19 protein-coding genes, 1 tRNA gene and 1 pseudogene are annotated in these 23,321 nt (G+C 63.0%); 11 read left to right on the forward strand and 10 right to left on the reverse strand.

The features are described 5' to 3' along the window. Positions 1–17 precede the first annotated feature (17 nt). Positions 18–94, forward strand: a tRNA-Pro gene (locus ACOFKT_RS15565). 97 nt (positions 95–191) lie between these two features. Here the strand turns inward: ACOFKT_RS15565 and ACOFKT_RS15570 are convergent. Both ACOFKT_RS15570 and ACOFKT_RS15575 read right to left on the reverse strand, forming a co-directional pair. Next, positions 192–866: a hypothetical protein gene (locus ACOFKT_RS15570; RefSeq protein WP_419804900.1), complete on the reverse strand. Its 675-nt coding sequence runs from the start codon at positions 864–866 to the stop codon at positions 192–194. Between the two features lie 68 nt (positions 867–934). Beyond that, a complete protein-coding gene (locus tag ACOFKT_RS15575) occupies positions 935–1,750 on the reverse strand; it encodes a YIP1 family protein (protein ID WP_419804901.1) in 816 nt (271 codons plus the stop codon). Between the two features lie 90 nt (positions 1,751–1,840). Here ACOFKT_RS15575 and ACOFKT_RS15580 point away from each other — a divergent pair, with 90 nt between their 5' ends. The 4 genes and pseudogenes from ACOFKT_RS15580 to ACOFKT_RS15595 all read left to right on the forward strand — a co-directional run. Then, the gene (locus ACOFKT_RS15580; protein ID WP_419804902.1) at positions 1,841–3,139 is read left to right on the forward strand and encodes a glycosyltransferase family 87 protein; all 1,299 of its coding nucleotides are present in this window, start codon (positions 1,841–1,843) and stop codon (positions 3,137–3,139) included. Between the two features lie 74 nt (positions 3,140–3,213). Next, positions 3,214–4,314, forward strand: a complete 1,101-nt coding sequence (locus ACOFKT_RS15585) for an ATP-dependent DNA ligase (RefSeq protein WP_419804903.1) — start codon at positions 3,214–3,216, stop codon at positions 4,312–4,314. Between the two features lie 47 nt (positions 4,315–4,361). Further along, the gene (locus ACOFKT_RS15590) at positions 4,362–4,661 is read left to right on the forward strand and encodes a type II toxin-antitoxin system RelB/DinJ family antitoxin (protein WP_419804904.1); all 300 of its coding nucleotides are present in this window, start codon (positions 4,362–4,364) and stop codon (positions 4,659–4,661) included. After that, positions 4,592–4,789: pseudogene (locus tag ACOFKT_RS15595) on the forward strand (type II toxin-antitoxin system YafQ family toxin); the annotation flags it as partial. The gene ACOFKT_RS15590 and the pseudogene ACOFKT_RS15595, both read left to right, overlap by 70 nt. 11 nt (positions 4,790–4,800) lie before the next feature. On the opposite strand, the gene ACOFKT_RS15600 reads toward ACOFKT_RS15595, so the two are convergent. Together ACOFKT_RS15600 and ACOFKT_RS15605 are read right to left on the reverse strand one after the other, a co-directional pair. Next, positions 4,801–5,634 (reverse strand): septal ring lytic transglycosylase RlpA family protein, encoded by an 834-nt coding sequence (locus ACOFKT_RS15600; RefSeq protein WP_419807182.1) that lies wholly within the window; start codon positions 5,632–5,634, stop codon positions 4,801–4,803. Further along, positions 5,634–5,855 carry a hypothetical protein gene (locus ACOFKT_RS15605; RefSeq protein WP_419804905.1) on the reverse strand — a complete coding sequence of 74 codons (222 nt, stop codon included), beginning with the start codon at positions 5,853–5,855 and terminating at the stop codon, positions 5,634–5,636. Before ACOFKT_RS15605 ends, ACOFKT_RS15600 begins: the two co-directional genes overlap by 1 nt. Before the next feature lie 324 nt (positions 5,856–6,179). Between ACOFKT_RS15605 and ACOFKT_RS15610 the strand changes: the two genes are divergently transcribed. The 3 genes from ACOFKT_RS15610 to ACOFKT_RS15620 all read left to right on the forward strand — a co-directional run bounded on the left by ACOFKT_RS15610 (position 6,180) and on the right by ACOFKT_RS15620 (position 9,528). Continuing rightward, on the forward strand, positions 6,180–7,043 hold the full coding sequence (locus tag ACOFKT_RS15610) for a hypothetical protein (RefSeq protein WP_419804906.1): 864 nt from the start codon (positions 6,180–6,182) through the stop codon (positions 7,041–7,043). A gap of 76 nt (positions 7,044–7,119) precedes the next feature. Next, positions 7,120–8,982, forward strand: a complete 1,863-nt coding sequence (locus tag ACOFKT_RS15615) for a gamma-glutamyltransferase family protein (RefSeq protein ID WP_419804907.1) — start codon at positions 7,120–7,122, stop codon at positions 8,980–8,982. 54 nt (positions 8,983–9,036) lie between these two features. Next, positions 9,037–9,528, forward strand: coding sequence for a Fur family transcriptional regulator (locus ACOFKT_RS15620; protein WP_419804908.1), 492 nt, complete (start codon positions 9,037–9,039; stop codon positions 9,526–9,528). Positions 9,529–9,555: 27 nt separating this feature from the next. Here the strand turns inward: ACOFKT_RS15620 and ACOFKT_RS15625 are convergent, their stop codons facing one another. Next, the gene (locus ACOFKT_RS15625) at positions 9,556–10,293 is read right to left on the reverse strand and encodes a ZIP family metal transporter (RefSeq protein ID WP_419804909.1); all 738 of its coding nucleotides are present in this window, start codon (positions 10,291–10,293) and stop codon (positions 9,556–9,558) included. 278 nt (positions 10,294–10,571) lie between these two features. Between ACOFKT_RS15625 and ACOFKT_RS15630 the strand changes: the two genes are divergently transcribed. Further along, the gene (locus ACOFKT_RS15630) at positions 10,572–13,841 is read left to right on the forward strand and encodes a carboxypeptidase regulatory-like domain-containing protein (protein WP_419804910.1); all 3,270 of its coding nucleotides are present in this window, start codon (positions 10,572–10,574) and stop codon (positions 13,839–13,841) included. Between the two features lie 193 nt (positions 13,842–14,034). Further along, positions 14,035–15,618, forward strand: coding sequence for a M28 family peptidase (locus ACOFKT_RS15635; protein ID WP_419804911.1), 1,584 nt, complete (start codon positions 14,035–14,037; stop codon positions 15,616–15,618). 103 nt (positions 15,619–15,721) lie between these two features. Here ACOFKT_RS15635 and ACOFKT_RS15640 read toward each other — a convergent pair whose 3' ends face one another. Genes ACOFKT_RS15640 through ACOFKT_RS15650 form a run of 3 tightly spaced genes read right to left on the reverse strand, consistent with a single transcriptional unit; the run spans position 15,722 to position 19,940 of the window. After that, positions 15,722–16,552 (reverse strand): fumarylacetoacetate hydrolase family protein, encoded by an 831-nt coding sequence (locus tag ACOFKT_RS15640; RefSeq protein WP_419804912.1) that lies wholly within the window; start codon positions 16,550–16,552, stop codon positions 15,722–15,724. A gap of 24 nt (positions 16,553–16,576) precedes the next feature. Beyond that, positions 16,577–18,670: a YjhG/YagF family D-xylonate dehydratase gene (locus tag ACOFKT_RS15645; RefSeq protein ID WP_419804913.1), complete on the reverse strand. Its 2,094-nt coding sequence runs from the start codon at positions 18,668–18,670 to the stop codon at positions 16,577–16,579. Then, positions 18,663–19,940: an MFS transporter gene (locus ACOFKT_RS15650; RefSeq protein ID WP_419804914.1), complete on the reverse strand. Its 1,278-nt coding sequence runs from the start codon at positions 19,938–19,940 to the stop codon at positions 18,663–18,665. Before ACOFKT_RS15650 ends, ACOFKT_RS15645 begins: the two co-directional genes overlap by 8 nt. 277 nt (positions 19,941–20,217) lie before the next feature. On the opposite strand from ACOFKT_RS15650, the gene ACOFKT_RS15655 reads away from it, so the two are divergent. Beyond that, positions 20,218–21,114 carry an SDR family oxidoreductase gene (locus ACOFKT_RS15655; protein WP_419804915.1) on the forward strand — a complete coding sequence of 299 codons (897 nt, stop codon included), beginning with the start codon at positions 20,218–20,220 and terminating at the stop codon, positions 21,112–21,114. Positions 21,115–21,195: 81 nt separating this feature from the next. Here the strand turns inward: ACOFKT_RS15655 and ACOFKT_RS15660 are convergent, their stop codons facing one another. Together ACOFKT_RS15660 and ACOFKT_RS15665 are read right to left on the reverse strand one after the other, a co-directional pair. Then, positions 21,196–21,726 carry a DUF4142 domain-containing protein gene (locus ACOFKT_RS15660; RefSeq protein WP_419804916.1) on the reverse strand — a complete coding sequence of 177 codons (531 nt, stop codon included), beginning with the start codon at positions 21,724–21,726 and terminating at the stop codon, positions 21,196–21,198. Positions 21,727–21,831: 105 nt separating this feature from the next. Continuing rightward, positions 21,832–23,241 carry an Hsp70 family protein gene (locus ACOFKT_RS15665; protein WP_419804917.1) on the reverse strand — a complete coding sequence of 470 codons (1,410 nt, stop codon included), beginning with the start codon at positions 23,239–23,241 and terminating at the stop codon, positions 21,832–21,834. Between the last annotated feature and the right edge of the window lie 80 nt (positions 23,242–23,321).

A 23,321-nucleotide genomic window follows, 5' to 3' on the forward strand; every position in this document is an offset into this window, starting at 1 on the left:
GATACAATCGATGGAGTCGGGGCGTAGCGCAGCCTGGTAGCGCATCTGCTTTGGGAGCAGAGGGCCGGGGGTTCGAATCCCTCCGCCCCGACCAGTAGGGCCCTGTGCTCGTATCATCGGCATCATCTGACCCGAGCTTGTCGAAATGGAAGAACCTGCTTACTTCCCGCTCGCGCGTTCGGTCTCGCGGCTCAGCGAAGAACAAGGCCCCGCTCCAGATCGGCGAAAGCGTTTGGGCAGGTGGCGTCCTCAGGCGGCTGCACCTCGATCAACGTGGTCAGGTGAAAGCGATGAGACAGGCTGAACCAGTTTTCATGCAGCGGCGAATTGCCTGAAACTTCGATCGTCATCCCGCTGGGCGCGCCGCCGCCATGCCACGCGGCCATGGGTCCGAACGCGGCACCGGGATAATTCCCGACAACACCTTGGCGCATCCCGTCCTTGAACCTTTCCGGGGAGAACAACACCGTGTTGTCCACCATAGATACAACACAATCGCTCTTCTGCAGAAGCATGAGCGAATCCTTCGACGGCACGTGCTGCCAATCCGCTGAGGTGGAAAGCTGAATGCCAAGTGCTGGATTGCTGTAGTGCATGCCGGTGCTGTCGGACACGAACGTCCCAGCCTGCTGATTCTGTTTGCCGTTCCAGACCATGAGCAGCACGGCCCCGGCGAACATGCAGCACACCACGCCGGCAACGATCACCAGCGCGAGTGGAAACCGGCGGCGCGGCGGAGGACCCGATATTCCGCCGGGAACAAACCCGTCCGGGCTGGGAGGCGGGTACGCGCCGAACCCCTGCTGGGACGGCACCGGCTGCGCCGGATTGGCGTTCACGGCAGGGTGAAGGGGCAGTTCTGACACAGGTCTCCGTGATTCCGCATCGTTCGAAACACACTCGTTAGCCGTCGCAACCGGAAGCGAAAGCTGACTTAGATCGCGGCGATACCGGCCTTGACCAGCACAATGGCGAGCCACACACCGAAGACCATCGCCAGGCCGGTGGTCTTTTTGACGCGGGCGACAATGGCGCCGCCCAGCCCCAGCAGAAAGGCCTGCCAGATGCTGAAGACATCGATGGAGGTGAGCAGAGACTTGAGCGCCGGCGACGTGCCCGTCGGGAGGTAGTAGCCGATGTTGGTTCCGGTTGCGTTTGACAGATTGAACGTCTCCGGGTCGCCCGCGAACAGCGTTGCAATCACGACCAGGTAGAAGATGAGGCCCGGCAATGCTGCATACATAGCAACCGCGAACATGCCCGGGTAGGTGGAGCTGCCGCCCAGGATGAAGTTGAAGCCGACCCAGATAAGCAGAGCGATGACAGCGGGCACCAGAAGAAACGTCAGCGCGCCAGAGAAGAGCGTCACCTGCATGATGGTCCCGGTCATCTTCATGGCCTTTGCGCGCTGCTCGGGTGGAGCGTTCTGCATCTTTTCCGCCTGCGCCGGATTGCTGCGAATCGCGTTGTCGGCCAGGGTGTCCGCGCCCACGCGCTTCTGCACAACCGTGGCGAAGATGAGGCTGAACAGGACCAGCAGAACGTAAGGCAGCCACCACGACCGGTCGCGGCGAATGTCGGCAAAGGTGCGGGACGGCGCGAAAAAGGTGTCGAGCACGCGCTGGCCCTGGGACATCGGCGGCACGGCGTCGTACTCGTCCTGCCGCACGGGAACGGCTCCGTAAGCAGGCGGCAGCGGTGCGGCGGGCGAAACGGCTACAGAGGTGGAAACGAACTGCGGATCGGACATGCGAGTTCTCCGTCGTGGTGTCGTGAGTATGGCGGTTGCACCGGATTGTAGCGCCAGAGTCACACCCCCGGTGAGAACATAAGTGCAACGATGACGTTTGCGCATCCCGAATCGCACGACAGGCGCCTGCTCTGGTATGCGCTTGGGTCCGTCCTTCTGGTCAACGTGGGCATCTGGGCGGTGTACCACCTGCTGGGACTGGGCAGCCCGGCGAACATGAAGGGCGATTGGATCAGCTTTCTGCATGTGCGGCAGTGGACCGATTCGTGGCTGCCTATGCTGAAGTCGCTGGACTACTTCCGCGACCATCCGCACGAACCTATCTATTACGCGAAGCTATACGACACGCTGATTTATCCGCTGCCGTCGCTGCTGCCCATGGTGCTGTTGCGCAGGCTTGGCCTGCAGCCGCATGAGCTGCGCGTGCTGGCATGGTTGAACTGGCTGGCGTGCTTCGGTGTGCTTGGGTTTTCGCTTGTGCTGGCCAGGGTCGAGCTGCGCCGTCGTGGCGGGTCGCTGTCGCTGGCGTCGGTGTTTGCCGTGGTGGTGGTGTGGGCCGGGTTTTATCCGCTGTTCAAGGGCTACGGCCTGGGGAATGCGAGCACGCTGCTTTCGTGTGCGTTTGCCGCGCTGCTGTGGGCGTGGACGGATGACCGCTTGCCAGGCAATGAGCAGATCGCGGGCACGCTGATCGCGGCCATGACCATGGTCAAACCGCAGTTTGTGCTGCTGGTGGTGTGGCTGGCTCTGCGAAAGAAGTGGAGCGCGCTGGTCAGCTGCCTCTTGTTCGCCGGCGTGCTGTTTGCCATTTCGTTCGCGTATTTCGGCGTGCAGAACAACCTGGACTACCTGGCGATTCTGAGCTCGCTGAGTCACAAGGCGCAGTCGCATTATGCCAACCAGAGCATGTTTGGAACGCTGAACCGGATGACGTTTCACGGGGAAAACTTACCGTATCACCCGTTCGTCTATTCCCCGAACATCCCGTGGATCTATCGCACAACGGTGCTTACCTCGATTGTGTTGACAGCGGCAGGACTGTTCTTTCCGTGGGGCCGGCTGCGCGGCTCGGCGGGCGACCTGGGCGCCATGGCGATCCTGAGCGTCGCCGCCTCGCCCATGGCGTGGGAGCACCACTACGGCATCGTGTTCGCCGTGTTGACATGGGCGTGGTTCGCCCATGGAGCGTGGCAGTCACGGCGGCCCTGGCTGCTGGCGTTGGCGGCGTTTCTGACGTGCAACGCCCTGACTCCGATTCACCAGTTCCTGTCGGGGAGGGTGGGCTGGAATGTGCTGCAGTCCTACCTGTACTTCGGCGCGCTCCTGCTGGTGTTTCTGCTGATGCGCCTGGCACGTTCGGAGACGGACGGTAAACCCGTGCGGCTTTGAGCAGAAGTCTTCCGTTGCAGCGCCGGCTGATCGACCGACTTGCCGACTTGCCGACTCGCTGCTTCAATGCACGCATGGCCTTTTCCATTCAGCCGCCGCTGTTGCCCATGCTGGCTAAACGCATCGATGCAATTCCAACTGCGCCCGGCTTTCAGTTCGAACCCAAGTGGGACGGCTTTCGCACGATCATCTTTCGCGATGGCGACGACCTCCTGATCCAGAGCCGCGATGGCAAGCCGCTGGACCGCTACTTTCCAGAGTTGCGGGCGCCGCTGCTGGAGCAACTGCCCACGCGTTGCGTGCTGGATGGCGAGATCGTGATCGCGCGCGCCGACAGCCACGGCGGCAAGGCGCTCGACTTCGATGCGTTGCAGCTTCGCATTCACCCGGCGGCGTCGCGCATCAAGCTGCTGGCCGGGCAGACACCGGCGAGCGTCGTCTTCTTTGACCTGCTTGCAGCGGAAAATCGCGACCTGCAGCAGACACCCTTTGTCGAGCGACGCCGCGAGCTGAAACAGATACTTTGCAATGCAAAGCCGCCGCTGCACCTGACCCCCGCGACGGAGGACACCGCGGTGGCCGAGGACTGGTTCCGCCGCTTCGAAGGCGCGGGTCTGGACGGCCTGATCGCGAAGCCACTCGACGGCGTGTACGCACCCGACAAGCGCACGCAGTTCAAGGTGAAGCACGAGCGCGATTGCGATTGCGTGGTCGCCGGCTTTCGCTGGCACAAGACCGGCGAGGGCACGCACGTGGGATCGCTGCTGCTTGGGCTATACGACGATACGGGCGCGATGCAGCACGTAGGCGTGTGCGCCAGCTTCACGGAGGCGAAGCGTCGCGAGTTGGTCGAAACGCTTGCGCCGTATCGCGAGAACGCAATGGAGAACCATCCGTGGGCACACTGGTCGGGCTCGGACAGCGACGCGTCCGGCAACGCCGAGCAACGCATGCCCGGAGCGAAGTCGCGCTGGAACCAGCACAAGGACCTGAGCTGGATTGCGCTGCGCCCCGAACTGGTGGTGGAGGTCGCGTACGAGCACATGCAGGGCAATCGCTTCCGTCACCTGGCGCACTTCCGTCGCTGGCGCACGGACAAACCGCCTGCCGCGTGTACTTATGCACAACTGGAAGCGGTGCCGCCGCAGGAGTTGATGGAGCTGTTCGGCAGGTGAGGGCTCCAGGCGGGATGAGATCGTATCCCCTTTCGTATACTCACATCATGAGCGATCAAATGATCCATGTCCGCATTGACCGGAACGTAAAAACCCGGGCCGCGGAGACGCTTGCGGAAATGGGTCTGACCGTGTCTGGTGCCGTGCGTCTGCTGCTGACAAGGAGCGCCGCGGAGAAAGCTTTGCCTTTTGATTTGCGTGTGCCAAACCAGCAGACGCGTGATGCGATCGCGGAGCTGGAAGAAGGAAACGGAAAGCGGTTTGCGAGCGTTGCCGATCTGATGGCCGACCTACGCAGCTGCAGCAGGATGGGGCGCTCCCGGTCCGGCTTCGCGATCATGAGCTGAAGGGCGAATGGGCTGCATACCGCGAATGTCATCTGAAACCGGACCTGCTCCTTATCTATCGCAAGACCGAGGATGGCTTGCTTCGACTCGCACGGCTCGGATCACATAGCGAACTCTTCGGAAAATAAGACGAGCACTTTCAATCCAACCGCACCAGGTAAGCCTGTGCGTCGGGCTCGGCCACGCGGATATTTTGAGCGATTGCGGTGGCGTGGGCGCGGTCGCTTGCGACGGGATTGATGCGGACCCACATACCGGTAGCCCCGGCAAATTCGATGACCTTTGCTGTGGTGCTGTACTCGCGTGCCAGATTCGCTCGTAACTGATCGGCATTAGCCTGGTCGACGAACGCGCCAACCTGCACGCACCACCTGCCGACCGGCGATACATCCTGGCGCATCTGCACCACCTCCATGCTGACGCGGGCGACGCCCATGCGATACACGCCGGTGGCTTTGGCCGCGGCGGTCGACAGGTCAAGCACGCGACCGCGCACAAAGGGCCCACGGTCGGTCACCCGCACGACTACGGTCTGGTTCGTCGACAGATTCGTCACGCGCAGCAGCGTGCCCAGCGGCAGCGTGCGGTGTGCGGCGGTCAGGCTGTTGCCGTCGTACACCTCGCCGTTGGCGCTGCGGCGACCGTTGGGCGCGTACCAGCTCGCCAGGCCGGTCTCAATTTTGCCGGCCGGCACTGCATTGTCGTCGGTGCGTGGCAGCGTGCGCGCCTGCGGCGTTGACTCGGGTGCGCGGCGTGAAGGGGTCCTGCGGTTGGCGGCAGGATGTCGCGCCGGTGGCGGCGGGTAGTGATTGCGGCTGACTTGTGCCTTTTTGTGACAACCGGTCATCACCAGCATCAGCGTTGCGGCGAGCGCGGCACCAACACGCCCGCCCCACCTGGACCGGCAGCGCGAGGCGGTCTCCGCACCGGCGGTAGAGGCTAAGATGCTGCCCAGCCTCGCCCTTTCCCGCATCACCGGCGATTGCCCTGCTCCATCTTTTCAGCGAGTGAGCGCAGGCCGTCCGACGCCGACCGCAGCGCAACGGAACTGTGCCGCCGGACGTCGGGCACGACTTCGTCATTCATATAGCGGATGAGCCGCTGCAGCTCTTCTTCGGCGCGCGCGGCGGCGTTGCGCAGGTCCTGCTCAAAATTGCTGCGGGGTGTGCCTGTGGGGTTTTCCGATCCATTCATGGTCTGCTCCCGGTGCGCCAATCCCAAGTGAATCTCGGGCGGGCACACCTTTCCGATTGCAAGGGAAGCCTAATCCACAGCGGGCAAGATCGCCATCACCTGGAATGCGCAAGCGAGGGCACGGTGTCGAAGTAGATACGGGACGCTGCGTCCCGGCCCGCTTTCGCCTGGTCACGAACGCCGTATCAGGGCATGTCGCGAAGGGGCGCAAGGGGGCAGGCAGACTGCTGCAGGACAGGGTGGTCTGCCCGGAAAATGCAACGGAACCATGCTGCGACGACTCAAAAGGAGCGAACATCAAGATTCTGCTCGAAGGACCCACCTATGCGCTCCGCGCTTCTGACATCGTTTTGTGCCGCCCTGTGTTGCGCGGCAGTAATCTCTGCAGGTGCCAAGGCCCAGGCTGCGCCGGAGTCCTCTGCCGCTCCCCTTTCGCTTGCCACCCCCGCAACATGGACCCCGGCGGCAGATGGCACCGTGCTTCTGGCCGCTGAGAGCGCGGCACCTGCATTCTCCAGCAGCACGGATGCAGCGGATGTCGATGCGTCACTGCCCGACGCCCCGGTACCCGCCGGCGAAGGACAAGCTGGAGCAGCGCACCTGCCGAGCACGCAGCCCATCGCCCCCAAGTACACCGTTGTCATTCTGCCCGGGCAAGGAGCGGTGCCGCTTAGCGCAGGCAGCAAGGTCATCTTCGGATTTCGAGAGGTTTCGTCGCCATTTTCGCTGTTCGCGGATGTGCTTTCCGCCACGTACTCCCAGGCTGTGGATTCGCAACCGCACTACGGCCAGGGCTGGGGACCGTACGGCCAGCGCGTCGGTGCGGCGGTTGTGCGCGGCAGCATCCAGGGCCTGGCGACCCAGGCGGTCTTTGATCCTATCTTTCGGGACGACCCGCGCTACTATGTGCTGGGCCGCCAGCATAAATTCCTGAACCGCGTCGTGTACGCCGCCACACGCGTGGTGATTACCCGGACGGACAGCGGCCACAATACGCTGAATGCGCCGCTGCTGCTGGGGTACGCCGCAGCCGCAGGTGCCAACTTCGCCTACTACCCGGAGCGCGACCGGGACTTTGGCGACGCCGCCACGGGTTACGCCGGATCGCTCGGCGGCAGCGTTCTGGGCATGGAAGTGAACGAGTTCCTGGATGACGCCCTGCACATCATTCACTTTCGCCGCAACTAACCCGAACGCCTGCCCCGCGTAGAGCCGCGCAAACAGCGTGGGCGTGGGCGGCAGGACGCAGTACAGTGAGAGGACGATGCGTCGTCGCACCTTCCTTTCCATGCTGTCGTCCTCTGCTGCCGCGTTTGCTGTCAACGCGGGCGCTCAATCAAAGCAAACCACGCCCGTGGGTGTGCGGACCTCGCTTCCGACGCTTGAGGATGCGGGGCATCCGCCGTTTCAGGCGCCCGGTGCGGAGCGCTTCATCCGCAACGACGTGCACGCGGGCGACCGTGTGTCCGGCGCAAGCTTCGCCTCCCGGTCGGCTGCCATGGGCTGCTCCGGTGCGGCGGGAACGGCGCACCCGCTGGCGACACTCGCCGCCATCGAGACGCTGAAGAAGGGTGGCAGCGCCGCCGACGCCGCCGTGGCCGCCAATGCGTGCCTTGGCTTTCTGGAACCGGTGTCCAGCGGCCTGGGCGGCGACTGCTACGTGCTGCTGTGGGATCCCAAGCAGCGCAAGGTGATGAGCATGGCGAGTTCCGGCAAGTCGCCGCGCGCGCTTTCGCTGGAAACAGTGCGCGCCCGTGCCAAGAACGGCGCCCTGCCTGCCCTGGGCGCAGTTGCAGTCTCAACACCCGGCGCCCTGGAGGGCTGGTGGTCGCTGCACCAGCGCTATGGCCGCCTGCCGTGGAGCGAATGCCTGCAGCCAGCAATTCACCTGGCCGAGAGCGGCGTGCCTCTGCCGCAGATCATCGGCTTTTACCTGAAGCGCAACATGATGGCGTTCACCCGACCCAACAGCGGTGTAGAAGAAACCGCCAACGCGATGCATACCTATGCGCGGAACGGCAAGCTGCCCAGCGAGGGTGACGTCTTCCGCAACCCGGACCTGGCGAACACCTATCGCAAGATCGCCGCGGGCGGGCGCGATGTTTTCTACAACGGTGAGATCGCCAACACGATCGATGCCTACTTTAAGCGCATCGGCGGATGGCTGAGCAAGGACGACCTGCGCGACATGCACGCGGAATGGATCGACCCGCTGGTGACCACCTATCGCGGCGTTGAGGTCTATGGCATGGGCGCCAACACACAGGGACTGGCGACGCTGCAGATGATGAACATTCTGGAGAACTTCGATCTGCGCGGCATGGGCTTCCAATCCACGGCTTCAATCCACACGCAGGCCGAGGCGAAGCGACTGGCGTATGAGGACCGGGCGCGGTACTACGCCGATCCGCATTTCGCGAAGATTCCGTACGCGTTTCTGAACTCGAAGGAGTACGCCAAAGAACGCGCCAAGCTGATCCAGCCGAACAAAATCTTAACGCCCATCTACCCCGGACAGGCGCCGAGCCACGGCGACACCACGTACTTCACCGTGGCCGACAAGGATGGCCTGATGGTCTCGCAGATTCAGTCGAACTTCCGCGGCATGGGTTCCGGGCTGGTTGCGGACGGCCTTGGCTTTATGTTTCAGGATCGCGGCCAGCTCTTCTCGCTCAAAGACGGCCACCCAAATCTTTACGCGCCGGGCAAGCGGCCTTTCCAGACGATTATCCCGGGCTTTGCCGTGCGCGATGGTGAGCCGTGGATGAGCTTTGGCGTGATGGGAGGCGACATGCAGCCGCAGGGGCAGGCGCAGATCCTGATCAACCGCATCGATTACGGGCTCGACGTCCAGGCCGCCGGCGATAGTCCGCGCTGGCACCATGAGGGCTCATCGCAGAGCATGGGCGAGGACCTGCCCGGCTACGGGCCGACCGGCGTGTTGCGGCTGGAGCAGGGCGTTCCCGTCGCCACGCGCAAGGCGCTGATCGATCTTGGCTGGGTCATGGGAAACAGCGACGGCGGGTTTGGCCGCTATGAGTGCATCGAAAACCGCCACAGTGGCAATGACCGCGTGTATGCCGCCGCAAGCGAGATGCGCGCCGACGGCATGGCCCTGGCGTACTGAACCGGTTCGCAGCTTTATTGCAAAGCCGCTCGCAGTACAATGCGAGGTGAGCGTATGGCGCATTCAATCGCACCCCAAAGGGACGAAACCGACCGGCCGAGCCAGCGTGCGACGCAGGCTCGGGCTACAGCGGCTCCGGGCAAGGCGGCTCTAGTTCCGGCGGATCCAAGCCCGGCCGCCGTTCGGAACACCCGTCAGAAGGAAGCCATTCGAGAGGCGATCCTGGCCGCGGACCGGCCACTCTCTCCCGAGGAGATTCTGAGCGCCGCGCAAAAGGGCGTTGCCAGCCTGAGCCTGGCTACGGTGTACCGGAACGTTGCCAGCCTGCAGCGCGATGGATGGCTGCAAGCGGTCACGCTGCCCGGCATGCCCGCACGGTATGAGGTGGCGGGCAAGGCGCACCACCACCACTTCCACTGCAACGAGTGCGGCAAGGTGTATGAAATGGAAGGCTGCGGCTTCGAGTTCCACGCCAAACTGCCCAAGGGTTTTCTGGCGACCGAGCATGAGCTGTTTCTGTCCGGACGCTGCGCGGCCTGCAGCTAGCGCTTCAGCCCGCAACCGCCTGGCTGATCAGTGCAGCTTGCCCAGCAACAGATTGGCCCCATAGATCAGTGCCACGCCGGCCAGCACCAGCGGTACGGCGTATTTGCGAGATTCGGCCGAGCGGCGGATTTCCGGCAGAAAGTCGCTTGCGGCCATCTGGATAAAGAACCCGGCGGCAATTGCCAGCAGGGCGACTGAACTGTTCAGGCTGGAGAACCAGCGGATCGCGAAAATACCGCCGAGGAACGGTGCCACGGCGTCCGCCAGCAGGAATCCATAATCCAGCAACTTCGGCTTGCGGCCGGCCGTGGTCAGCAGAACCGTGTTCATGCCGTCGCCCAGATCGTGTGCGGCAATGCCGAATGCGACGGCGTAACCCGCCGTGTGGGAGGCAGCAAACGCGGCACCGATGGCCATGCCGTCACGGAAGCTGTGAAAGATGAGCATGCCGCCCGCGATGCGTCCCAGGGACTGCCTGGGAATCCGCGCGCTTTCGCCAGTGGAAAGCGCGTCCAACGCGTTCTCAATCGCGAAAAAGGCGAGCAGAGAGAGAAGCGTCAGCGTCATGGTGCGGCTCGCCGGCAGCCCAGAATTGGCCCCGAGCACCAGCGCCTCCGGCAGGAGGTCGAGAAACGCCGCCCCCAGCAGCAGGCCTGCACCGACCGCCAATAGGAGATGAACCCACTGACGAAAACGCACTGCAAGCAGGCCGCCTGCGAGCGTTGCGACGACCGGAACAACAAACAGTGCGAACGGAATTGCCACTAGGAATACGTTATCAGTAACGCTCAGCTTGGATGCTTGCAAGCTGTCCACTGCAGTAATTGCACTGTAGTTGGAGCTCTCTGGCCCCATTTCTCGCAAAACCGCATATTGCATTTGCAATTTCGGTGGAAGTGCGAATAGGGTGTGAATACTTCACCTCTTTTCCGGTTTTGCCGTCGCCGAAAGGCCCGCAGCGCACCTGGTGCAATGCGGTTCCGTGTTTCGGACGCGAACGCCCCCTCGCGTCTCCCGCTTGCATTTTGGAGAGGTCCCGCCGCATGTTTCTGAAGTTTTCTAGGTTCAGTGCTATTGCTCCGCTCGCCCTTGTCTGCACGCTGGCCGGTGCGCAAACCTTTCGCGGCACCGTAACCGGCACCGTTCTGGACGCGTCCGGCGCGGCCATTCCAAACGCCTCGGTAACGCTGACCAATCCCGCCACCAACGATGAGTCGAAGATGACGGTCAACGGTGCAGGCGACTTCAACTTTCCAGAGCTCGCCGTGGGGACTTACAAGCTGACGGTCAGCGCGCCGGGCTTTGTGACTCGCGTGATTGGGGCCGTCCCTGTTGAAGTTTCCAAGGTGAATAACCAACGGGTACAGCTTTCCATCGGTGCCGAGTCCGAGGTGATCAATGTTCAGGCCGCCGGCGTCACTGTGGACACCACCACCAGCTCGCTGGTCGCGGTGGTCGACTCCAAGTCGGTGCAGGAAATCCCGCTGAACGGCCGCAACTTCACCCAGATGATTAAGCTGTCGCCGGGTGTGAGCCCCTATAGCAACACGGTGAACGGATCGCGTACCGCGGGTGTGAACTTCCAGATCGACGGCGCGGACAACAACGACCCCTGGTCGAATGCGGTCGCTTCCAACCAGGGCGGCATCGCCGGCATTGCGGGTGGCCTGGTTCCAATCGAAGCCATCGACCAGTTCTCGCTGCAGTCATCGGGCGAAGCGGACATGGGCCGCAACGGCGGCGGCAACAGCAACATGGTGCTCAAGACCGGCACCAATTCCTTGCATGGCGATGTTTTCTACTTCGACCGCAACGAATTGTTCGCTTGGCTGAGCCCATCCGTTGCCGCCGGCAGCCGCATCCCGGAGATCCGCAATCACCAGGGCGGCTTTACCATCGGCGGCCCGATCTTCAAGGACAAGACATTCTTCTTCCTGGCCGGCGAGGTGCAGATTGCACAGGCCAACAACAGCCTGGCCGATACTGTGCTGAATGATCCCTGGATTACGGCGGGGACCGCACTGCTGCGCGCACACGGTGGCACGGTAAACAACGTATCGCTCAACATGTATCGCTTGCTGTTCCCTGCCGTGAGCCGCGCGACGTCGGGGTATCAGTACCAGTACCAATCCAACGGCGTGAACACCTACAACAGCTACAACGGCATCATCAAGCTGGACCACAACTTCAACGACAAGTACTCGATCTCTGCCCACTATCTGGGGACGACCGGCACGCAGTCGGCCGACGTTGGGTCGCACTTCGCGGATTACTTTGAGACCGCGCCGATGCACATTCACAACTTCGTGGTGAACCAGAACAGCGCCTTTAGCGGCAAGCTGGTGAATCAGGTGACCTTCGCGGCGCAGTCGTTCCTACAAACCTTTAACGATCGTAACCAGAGCTTTGACGTTCAGGCGGCGGGCCTGCCGCTGGGTTTGACCGGCGTGCTGGCGCACGGTGCGCCCCAGTTCTACGTCGGCTCATTCGACTACACCGGCGCGACGCCGCCACTGGGTCGACAGGACGTGACCGGCCACGTTGACGATGTGCTGCACTACACACTGGGCCGGCATGACCTGAAGTTTGGCGGTGAGTACCGCCATGCCAACCTGAACGTGGCCTATTACGTGAACGGCCGCGGCAGGTTCACCTTTGACGGAACGCGCGGCGGCGGCGTGACGACGGCAGCAGGTGCGGTGGCGCCGTACACCAACGCGGAGTGCAGCGCTGTCGGGCTGAATACCACCAACACCGATCCCAACGGCTTGAACTGCAACGTGGGCAAGCAGGTCGCTGACTTTATCGCCGGCGCGGCCAGCGTGACGGCCGGAGCGCAGATCCTGCGGAATAACCCACAGCGCGTTTACCTGGTGAATACGTTTGATCTGTTTGCCGGCGACAGCTATCGCGTGTCGGACCGCCTGACCGTCAATTACGGTGCGCGTTGGAGCTACCCGGGCACGGTCGCAGACGACCGCAACTCGCTCTACAACTTCACACCGCAGCAGGGCTACTTCAAGCAACCGCTGTATGCGCGCAACCTGGGCAATATTTCGCCGCGCGTCGGCTTTGCATTCACACCGTTTCGGAACAGTCAGGCGACTGTGGTTCGCGGCGCGTTTGGATGGTTCTTTGACCAGCCCACGGTTGGCCAGTTTGTTTACAACAGCGTCGGCAACGGCGCCAGCGCCGGCATCTACGGCAGCCCTGGCGATGCGAACGCCGCGATTAACGTCTCCAATTCGACATACACGCTTGGCTCGTCCAGCTTTCCAAGCGGTGTGCAGTTCAACACCGCGACCGGTCAGCCGGCGACTTCGCTCGGCGTCCTGGCCATCAATCCCAACTATCGCGCTGCATACCTGCAGAACTACAACCTGAACGTGGAACAGCAGCTCGCGAAAAACACGCTGTTCACCGTCGCCTACGTGGGCAGCACAGGCCGTCGCCTTGCCTACGTGGATGATCTGAACCAGGTCAACCTCACTACGCACACGCGCCCCTACGCCGCGCAATACCCTTATCTGACTGCAATCAACCAGGTAAATAGCGGCGCGACCTCCGTCTACAACGCGCTGCAGCTTTCGCTGAAGCAGGCGCAGTGGCACGGGCTTTCTGCCACGGTGTACTACACGTGGGCTAAGTCCATGGACGATGCGTCCAGCACGACCACACCGATGAACAGCCTGAACCTGCGTCAGGACTGGGGCCTGTCGAGCTTCGACGTTCGCAACACGTTCACTGGCTTTGCCAGCTACGTGGTGCCGAAGTTCACCAATCATGTGCCCCGGCTCACGCAGGGGTACCAGATGAACGCGTTGTATACCTTTGCGGGTGGCACGCCGATCAACATCCTGGTCGGCACCAACACGAGCGGATCGGGGGAAGCGAGCAGGGATCGTCCAAACCGTGTCGCCGGTGTGGCCCCGTTTGTCACGCGCGTGACAAACGCAAGCAGCACCTCCCGCAGCTACAGTTACCTGAACAAGGCCGCGTGGGCATCGCCGGTCACGTCCGGTTCCGTCTGCTACTGCTTCGGCAATGAGCGCCGCGACAGCGTGCAGGGTCCAGGTTTTGGCGATATCGATCTGTCGTTCTTCAAGCGCACCCCCATCACGGAACACGTGAATACGGAACTGCGTGCGGAGATTTTCAACATTTGGAACCAGGCGAACTTTGCCAACCCAAGTGGCACGCTGACCAGCTCCAGCTTCGGTCTGCTGTCTGCGACCCGCAACAGCTCCTCGGCTCCGGGCCTTGGACCGGGCGAACCACGCAACATCCAGTTCGCCTTCAAGGTGTCGTTCTAACCGCGGCTTCGCGCCGCATCGAGCCCACTGTCGTTCCGCGGCGGTGGGCTTCGACTTTTCGCACGTGATCATCGTCTCTGCCGGTATCCCGACTCAACCAGCCACCTCTGAAAGTGAGATTCTGCCTGTGATCCGCTCCAAGCACGCCCGTATCGTGGCCCTGTGTGCCGTGTGTTGTTCCCTTAGCAGCGCATTGCCTGCACAGCAGGAAGCGAGTGGCGGCGACCGGATTGATTTGAATGCGCTGACCACCATCAAACGCGAGGCGTTCAACCGCTCGCAGGCGATGGAGACTCTGTACTACATCAGCGAGGTTTATGGTCCGCGCGTCAACAACAGCCGCAATCACCGCGCTGCCGCCGAATGGGCAATGCAGCAGATGAAGAACTGGGGCTTGCAGAATGTGCATCTGGAATCGTGGGGTCCGTTCGGCAACGGCTGGCAGATCAAAAAGTACTATGGCGCGCTCGAAACGCCGGCGTACGCTGCGCTGATCGGCTTTCCGCTGGCATGGACACCGGGCACTAACGGCCCGGTAACGGGTGAGCCGGTGCTGGCGCCGATCCGCGGGCCGCAGGATTTCGACAAGTGGCGAGGCAAGCTGCGCGGCAAGATCGTGCTGCTGGCCGAGCCTAAAGTCATCGAAATGCACACGGCCGTTGAGGCGCACCGGCTGACTGAGGAAGAGATCCAGCAGCGTGCCATGACGCCGGACCCGTCGCGACTGAACCGCGGCTTTGCCGGTCCTGCCAACGCGGTGCCCAACCCGGCGCAGGCCTTCTCAACCGCAGCGCCGTCTGGCATGGTGCTGCGCAACCAGATCAACAAATTTCTGAAGGATGAGGGCGCGCTGGTTGCGGTGAACTACGGTTACAACGGCGATGGCGGCACGATTTTTGCCAGCTACGGCGGATCGCAGAACCCGAACGACCCGGTAGGGCCGCCCATGGTGGCGATCACACCGGAGCAGTACAACCGCATCGCCCGCCTGCTGCAGCACGGCGCCGCGCCCAGGCTTACCTTTGACATTCAAGTGGAGTATCAGAAGGACGACCTGATGGGTTTTAACGTGATCGGCGAGATTCCCGGCACGACGAAGAAGGATGAAGTCGTGATGCTGGGCGGTCACTTCGATAGCTGGCAGGGTGGCACCGGCGCGACGGACAACGGCACCGGCTCTGCCGTGGCGATGGAAGCCATGCGCATCCTGGCCACGATGCACAAGCCCATGGCGCGCACCGTGCGCGTGGCGCTTTGGGGCGGCGAAGAAGAAGGCCTGTATGGCTCAAAGGCCTATGTGCAGCAGCATTTTGCGCCGCGCGACACCATGAAGCAGACACCCGAGTATGCGAAGTTCGATGTGTACTTCAACGACGATTCGGGGTCGGGCCGGTTCCGCGCCGTGCAGGCGCTGGGCAACGACCAGCTTGCGGCCATCTTCCGCTTGTGGATCGCACCGATTCGCGACCTGGAAATTGAGACCGTGACGGGCGTGACCGCCGGCGCGCAACGTGACCCGGGCGGCACCGATTCCACCAGCTTCTCGTGGATTGGGCTGAACGGCATCGGCTTCATGCAGGATCCATTGGAGTACGGCACGCGCACTCACCACAGCAACATGGACCTGTACGACCGCGTGCAGCCGGGCGATGTGGAGCAGGGTTCCGCGATTGAGGCTTGGTTTGCCTACAACGCCGCAACCCGGCCGGAAATGCTGCCCCGCATGGAAACTCCGGCACCGCTGCCGCCGAGCGGCGCAACTGCCGGTACGCAGTAGCCAACGGCGGCATGCTGGTGTTACGAGAACGAGCCGGCCTGTGCCGGCTCGTCCTGTTTGGCGGTTCCGGCTTCGGGAGGTCAGTCCGTCAACCCGGCTTCTCTCATGCGGCGACGGTGTTCCGGAGCGTGCCGATAGCATCAATCGTGATCTCGACGATGTCGCCGCTTTGCAACGTAAAGTCATCGCCGGGCACAATGCCGGTGCCGGTCATCAGCAGGGCACCAGTGGGAAAGCTGTTGTCGCGATACAAGTAGCTGACAAGCTCCTGCGGGTCGCGCTTTAGCTCAGCCAATGTCGTTTCGCCACGAAAGACAACTTCGCTCTCGCGTGTGATCGTCAAGAAGATCGCGGTGGACTTGGGCAGAGGTTCGTGCGACAGCAGGACGCAAGGGCCGATCGCGCACGAGCCGTCGTAGACCTTGGCCTGCGGCAGGTAGAGCGGGTTTTCGCCCTCAATGTCGCGCGAGCTCATGTCATTGCCAATGGTGTAACCGACGATTTTGCCTTGCGGATCTACAACCAGAGTCAGCTCGGGTTCCGGCACGGACCAACTGGCATCGGATCGGATGCGCACATTGCCGCCGGGTGCGACCACGCGGCGCGCCGTGGCTTTGAAGAAGAGCTCGGGACGTTCCGCGCTGTAGACGCGGTCGTAAAAGGTGCCGCCGCCCGCGTCCTTTGACTCCTCAATGCGCGCGCTGCGGCTGCGAAAGTAGGTGACGCCCGCGGCCCAGACCTCCTGCGTTCCAACCGGCGCGAGCAGGGATTCGTCCGCGGGTGCGGCAACAGCGGGCCCGCTCATCGCGGCTTGGCAGAGTGCCTGCAGGTCCTCGCTGGTCAGCAGGTCATCCCAAGACGCCACACCCATGGTGTGAAAGGTCGACTCGTCTTCGGTGAGCAGGATGCCCCGGCGTGTGTTGTAGAGCTTCATGCGTTGTTGGATGCTCCGACGGGCTCAGATCCGCAGCTTGCCGATGCCGTCGTGTTGCGGCGCGGGCGTGGTCGTGCTCAGCGCGACGGCTTCGCTTGCCTCGCCCATGTCTTGGCGGCCAAGCGCGAGCTTCGTCACGATCGCATCCACGTCATACACGCAGCCGCCCCAGACGCCACCGGAGGCCTGCACAAGCGCGGCCCAAAGGCGTGTGTCGTCGGGCAGCGCGGCATGCGGTGCAAGGTCTTCACGTGGCTGACGCGCCGCAAGAACCTGCCTGCCCTCTTCCGCGGAGAACCGGACGGTCTGTTCCCCGCGTGCTTCGCCGACCAGATGCACCTCGCCGTGCAGCGCATGGCGGTCGATCGTGATTTCGATCAGGTCGCCATCGCGCACGCGACCGATCGGTCCTCCGGCCAGCGCCTCCGGCGAGATATGCCCTATGCACGCGCCGGTGGAGACACCCGAGAAGCGCGCGTCTGTGAGCACGGCAATATCGCGGCAGAATGGCAGCGCCTTGATCGCGGAGGTGATCTGGTAAACCTCCTGCATGCCGGCGCCGAGCGGGCCGCCGCAGATGAGCACCAGCACATCGCCCGCTTTGACCGCGCCGCGCTTGATCGCGTCAATAGCCGCGGCTTCGGTGATGAAAACGCGCGCCGGGCCCGTGTGGCGATAATTGTTGTCGGGATTGGTCAGCGCAGGGTCGATGGCGGTGCTCTTGATCACGCTGCCCTCGGGCGCAAGATTGCCAACCGGAAAACAGACAGTTGCCGTCAGCCCGCGAGCGCGGGCGCGGTCGGGCGTGAAGATCACTTCGTCCGGGTCAACGCCGTCGAGCTCGTGCAGACGTTCGCGCAAGATCCTGCGCCGCTCGCTTCCCTGCCACCAGTCCAGGTTTTCGCCGAGTGTGGCGCCGCTGGCCGTACGGACGGAAGTGTCAAGCAGACCGGCCTGCCGCAGGTGCAGCATGACTTCCGGCACGCCGCCCGCCAGGAATACCTGCACAGTGGCGTAACCGCGTGGACCGTTGGGCAGGGCGTCGACCAGGCGCGGAATCTCGCGATTCACGGCAGTCCAGTCGGCGACCGTGGGCCGCGGCAGGCCGGCCGCATGCGCGATCGCTGGTATGTGCAGAAGCAGGTTCGTGGAGCCGCCGAACGCCGCGTGCAGCACCATGGCATTGCGAACGGCGGCAGATGTGACAATGTCGCGCGTGCCCCAGCCGAGCGCACTCAGTTGCAGCAGGGCGCGTGCGGAGCGCGTTGCGGCGTCAAGCCACACGGGTTGGCCGCTGGGCGCAAGCGCGGTGTGCGGCAGCGCCAGGCCGAGGGCCTCCGCAACGACCTGGCTGGTAGCCGCAGTGCCCAGGAACTGGCAGCCGCCGCCCGGGCTGGCGCAGGCACGGCAGCCCGCATCGGCGGCGTAGTCCAGCGTGATCTCACCTTGCGCGTAGCGCGCACCGATCGTCTGCACCTTGCCCGCGTCCTCTGCTGCGTGGCCAGCGACGGGCTCCGGCAGCAGCGTGACGCCACCAGGCACCAGCACGCCCGGCAGCGTACCGCCACTGGCGAGCGCCATCAGCATGGCCGGCAGACCCTTGTCGCAGGTGGCGATGCCGAGCACGCCGCGGCGCGTCGGCAGCGATCGCATCAGCCGGCGCAGCACCATGGCAGCGTCGTTCCGGTACGGCAATGAATCGAGCATGCCCGTGGTCCCCTGCGTTCGGCCATCGCACGGGTCGGTGCATGCCCCGGCGAAAGGCACGGCGTGCCGGTTGCGCAGTTCACGCGCGGCCTCCGCGACCAAAAGACCGACTTCCCAATGGCCGGTGTGCAAGCCAAGCGCAATGGGCGTGCCGTCCGCTCCGCGCAGACCGCCGTGTGTGCTCAGGATCAGGAACTCCGGGTCGCGCAGCCGCTGCGGCTCCCAACCCATGCCGGCATTTTGTGTCAAACCAAACAGATTGCCGGAGGGTTCGGTCAACAGCATTTCTGGCGTGATGGGCAGCGCACCCTCAGGGCCGCGCGCGTGCGTCACGGTGGCCCCGTAAAGCGAAGTATCGCTTTCCACGATCGCGGCAAATTCTCTTTGCACTGCAAAGTTCGATTCAGGCAAGGTCCGGCTCCGGTATCGCCATCGGAAGAGGTTTCGCTCGCACGCTGGGAACGTCCGGCAGCATGGCTTGCAGAAGACCGGCGCAGAGTAGTGACAGCGCCATCAGCAAAAACCCGGCGCGCTGGTCATGCGTGACCGCTTGCAGCAAGCCGACAAAATAGCTGCCGGCGAAGCCGCCAAGCGCGCCCACGCTGTTGATCATGGCAAACACCTCGCCCGTGACCGCGCGCGGCACACGCTCAGGGACGATGCTGAAGAAGGGACCGTAAGGCGCGTACATGCAACCGCCCGCAAGCACGATGCAGCCAAATGCCAGTGCGAAGCTTTGCGATGCAAAAACAAACGAGCCGAGCATGGCGGTTCCGCTGACCAGCAGCATCGGCCAGATATAAGGCTTGCGCCGTTGCGAGCGGTCTGACAGGTGCGAGACGGCCAGCATCAGAATCACGGCCAGCAGGTAGGGAACCGCGGTCAAGAGGCCGGTCTGACCCATGCCCAGACCGGCTCCATGTTTCACAATCGTCGGCAGCCACAGCACAAAACCATAGGCACCCAAACTCCAGCAAAAAAATTGCGCGCTCATCAACAACACATCACCACGCAGAAGCACGCGCCAAAGGGTGACGTTCTCGGCGGAGCTGCTTTCGGGACGTTCCATCTCGATCGCCATTTGCAGCGCTTCGGCCTCGCGCACCGGCAACCAGCGCGCGTTTCGCGGACTGTCACGCATCCACGTAAGCCAGGCGAAGGCCCAAGCAATCGCGGGCAGGCCTTCATACACAAACGTGCGTTGCCAGCCAAAGCGCTGGATCAGATAGCCAGTGATCACCGACATCCAGAGCACCGTGAGCGGGTTGCCGAGCAGGAGCACGGAATTGGCGCGCGACCGTTCCGCCGGCGTGAACCAACGCGTCAACAGAAGAAGCATGGCCGGGAAAACGATGCTTTCCGCGACGCCAAGCAACAGCCGATCGACTGCGAGCCACGCAAAGCTGCGAATGACTCCCGTAAGCGCCGCCAGCGTGCCCCACAGAATCAGCGCGACAAAGACCAAACGTGTGGGGCTGGTGCGCCGGGCCCACAGCATACCCGGGATCTGAAACGCGAAGTAGCCCACGAAGAACAGGGCTCCCAGCAGCGCGGTCCGGCTCTCTGTAATACCGAGCGTCCGCGCCAACCCGGCCGCCGCGCCAAAGCCGAAGTTGGCACGGTCCAAATACGCCAGGCTGTAAGTAGCGAAGACGACCGGCAACAGAAATGCGCGACGCACAGAATTCTCCTGGAACGCGACAAACGCGGCGGCGCGATGACGCACAGAGCCGCAGAGAAGCCATAGTACCTGCGGAAAGATTTCTTTGGCCCTGCCACTCGCCTGGCAGGCGCGCAGCAACCGGAACGGCGGCCGGTACTGACTTTCGTGAACCGGGTTCGGCCTGGACGCGGCACGTATTGCCACGGTCCCGTGTTGTCTGCTTGCCGCAGCAGAGGGCATCACACTATCGCGTCCTGCATTCACGACAACGAGCGACGCACACACAAGGAGCACCATGCCCACTGATCTGATTACTCCCCAGGACCCTCGCTCGCAGTATCCCGGTCCGCCCACCGATGTTGAAATTCAAAGCGCACCCGGAACAGAAACGGCGATGAGCGTAAAGCCGGATTGCGGCGAGCTGTCCTACAAGGGCTCGGGCAAGCTTGCCGGTCGCAAGGCACTGCTGACCGGCGCCGATTCCGGCATCGGCCGCGCGGCCGCCATTGCCTTTGCGCGCGAGGGGGCCGATGTTGCCATCAGCTTTCTGCCAGAAGAGCAGGCCGACGCCGAAGAAGTCGCAAAGTACATCCGCGAGGCCGGCAGCAAAGCCGTTCTGCTGCCTGGCGACATTTCGCATGAGGGCTTCTGCCAGCGCCTGGTTTCCGATGCGGTCGACCAGCTCGGCGGCCTCGACATTCTGGTCAACAATGCCGGCAAAATGGGCAAGACCGACGGCATTCTGGAAACTTCGACCGAGCGCTTCGACATGCTGATGAAGACCAACGTGTACGCTTTGTTCTGGATCACCAAGGCCGCGCTTCCGCACATGAAGCCTGGCTCTGCAATCGTCAACACGACCAGCGTCCAGGGTTATGAGCCGTCGGCCAACATCTTCGATTACGCCATGACCAAGGCGGCGATCGCCAATTTCACCAAGGGATTGAGTGAGCCGCTGATGGAGAAGCATGGCATCCGCATCAATGCTGTCGCGCCTGGTCCCATCTGGACGCCGCTGCAGGAAGCGGACGGTTCTGAGGAGAAGCTGAAGAAGCTGGGCGGGAAGACGCCGTATAAGCGCCCCGGCCAGCCCGTGGAACTGGCGCCCGTGTACGTTCTGCTCGCCTCGCAGGAGGGCAGCTACATTACCGGTGAGATTTACGGCGTCACCGGTGGCATGGGAATCGCATAAGGAACACTCAATCGGCAGAAAGGAACGGCCACGCAACGCGCGTGGCCTTTCTTTTGTGCCGAAGTGTCCCTGGGAACCGCTCTACTGCAGACCCATCTTGCCGGCCAGCGCATCCGCCATCTTGGTATGGGTTTCAATCACCGCACCCGCATGCGCAGAGAGCTTCTTCATGTCTGCATTTTGCGTGGTGTCGTGCTCTTCCTTTGCCTTGGTCGCGTCGCCGTGATGGTCGCTCACCGCGCCCTTGATGTAGCTCTTGTCAAACTCGTCGCCCGTCAGCACCTTCAGCTTCAGATAGGTTGCGTCCGACTCCACGCTGGGCGAGGTGGGCAGGGTAATGCCGGCCTTTGCGGCAACGGGCTTTTCTCCCGCGTACAACGCCTTGTGATCGGTGATCATCTTCTGCGCAAAGGCGCGAATCTGCGGATTCTTCGTGGTCTTCAGAACAAGTTCACCTTCCTTGATCTCGGCCAGATTATCCTCGGCGGAGTTCTTGAGGAACGTCTTGTCCTGGTCAGAGAACGCATTGGCCTGCGCAACGGCGGCGGTGGTCGCGCCTACGGCAAGTCCTGTGGCAAGTGCGGTGGCGAGTGCTGCGGCGTAGAGCTTCATGGGGGATGTAGTCTCCTTATCTCGTCTTGATTGGATGCACACTTGCGTAACGCGGTAAGCGAATGTCTGCTGGATCATGGTCAGCACCAGACGCTACGTACCAGACTAGGAGAACGCGTCAGCCGCAATACGGGCCAGGCCGTGCGCGACGCTGGTGAAGACCTCACCCTGTTGGAGCTGTGCTGTTGGGAAACGCTCAGTGAACACACGCCGCACCGCGGGCACCTGTGAAGTGCCACCCGTCAGGAAGACGTGCCGCACCGCACCCGCGTCCACACCGGCCCCCGTCAGCAGTGCATCCAGGCTTGCCTGCATCCGCTGCAGCTCCGGCGCGATCCACGCTTCCAATTGCGCGCGTGAGATGTCCACGTGCAGGTTCAAGCCCTCCTCGCGAAAAACGAATTGCGTCTGCTCCACTGAGGAAAGCGCGATCTTGGCGCGCTGCACGGCCTGGTGCAGACGGTAGCCCAGGTCTCGCTCGACGATGGTGCGTAGCGCGGCGATCTTTTCCGGTTCCGCAGCGCGCATGGCGGCGGTACGCAGCAGCTCCAGCGTCTGCCGGGTTTGCAGAAATGAAAGCAGGTGCCAGCGCTCCAGGCTGGTGTAGATCCACGCGGGCAGCACCGGAATGCGCTTGTTCGGCGCGCCCGGAGCTGTGCGCTCGACCGAACCGAAGCCGAACGCCGGGGCCACGGCGTACCGCACAATGCGCGCATCGAACGCGTCGCCGGCCAGGCCAACGCCGGTGCTGCGCAGCACCGTGTGCGGCTGCCGGTCGGCGCTCATGCGCAACAGGCTGAAGTCGGTTGTGCCGCCGCCGAAATCACCGACCAGCAACAGATCGCCGGAAGCGATGTGCTTCGCATCCTCACCGGCGTCGTCTCCAATCGCTCGCGAAGCGATGTCGTCACTCGTGCCTGAGCCATAACCGCTTGCGCCATACGCGCTTGCGCCATAACTGTGCGCGGCCGCCACGGGCTCCAGCGCAAAGCGGACATCCGTCCAGCCGGCCTGCAGAAATGCGGCGCGCAGGCGCTCTTCGGCAAAGGCGTTGTCCTCCTCCACGTCGGCGTTGACGAACCAAACGGGGCGGCCCGCAACGGCACGCGTCACGTCGAAGCCGAATGCCTCGCTGGCGCGGGCACGCAGGTCGGCAAGCATCTTTGCCAGAAGATCTTCAACACGGTAATGCCGCCCGAAGATTTCCGTCCCGGTAAAGGATCGTGCCGCAATATAGCTTTTCAGTGATTGAATCAGCCGGCCTTGCACGTCGTCGTCGAAGGGATCGTGCGCCAGATGTTGCGCGACCGCATCCGGGCCGCTCCACATATGCACGGGTTTTCCGGGCGCGGTGTTCTGCCGCTGCAGGTACAGCAACGATCGCGAAGATGCGGTCAGTCCGGCAGGCGTGGCGAACTGCGCGAAGCGAACGCCGCCGCTTCTATCTGCCAGTGCAATCGAGCTGTTGGTTGTGCCGAAATCGATGCCGACGGCGGGTGTGTTCAGACATTGCAAAACACTTCCAAGCCTAACGCCCCTGCGCATGCCGGCGCACCTGTGACCGGTGCGGTGCGGTGCGTGCACGAATCTGAGCG

The sequence above is a fragment of the Terriglobus sp. genome, assembly GCF_965201105.1.
Taxonomy (GTDB): domain Bacteria; phylum Acidobacteriota; class Terriglobia; order Terriglobales; family Acidobacteriaceae; genus Terriglobus.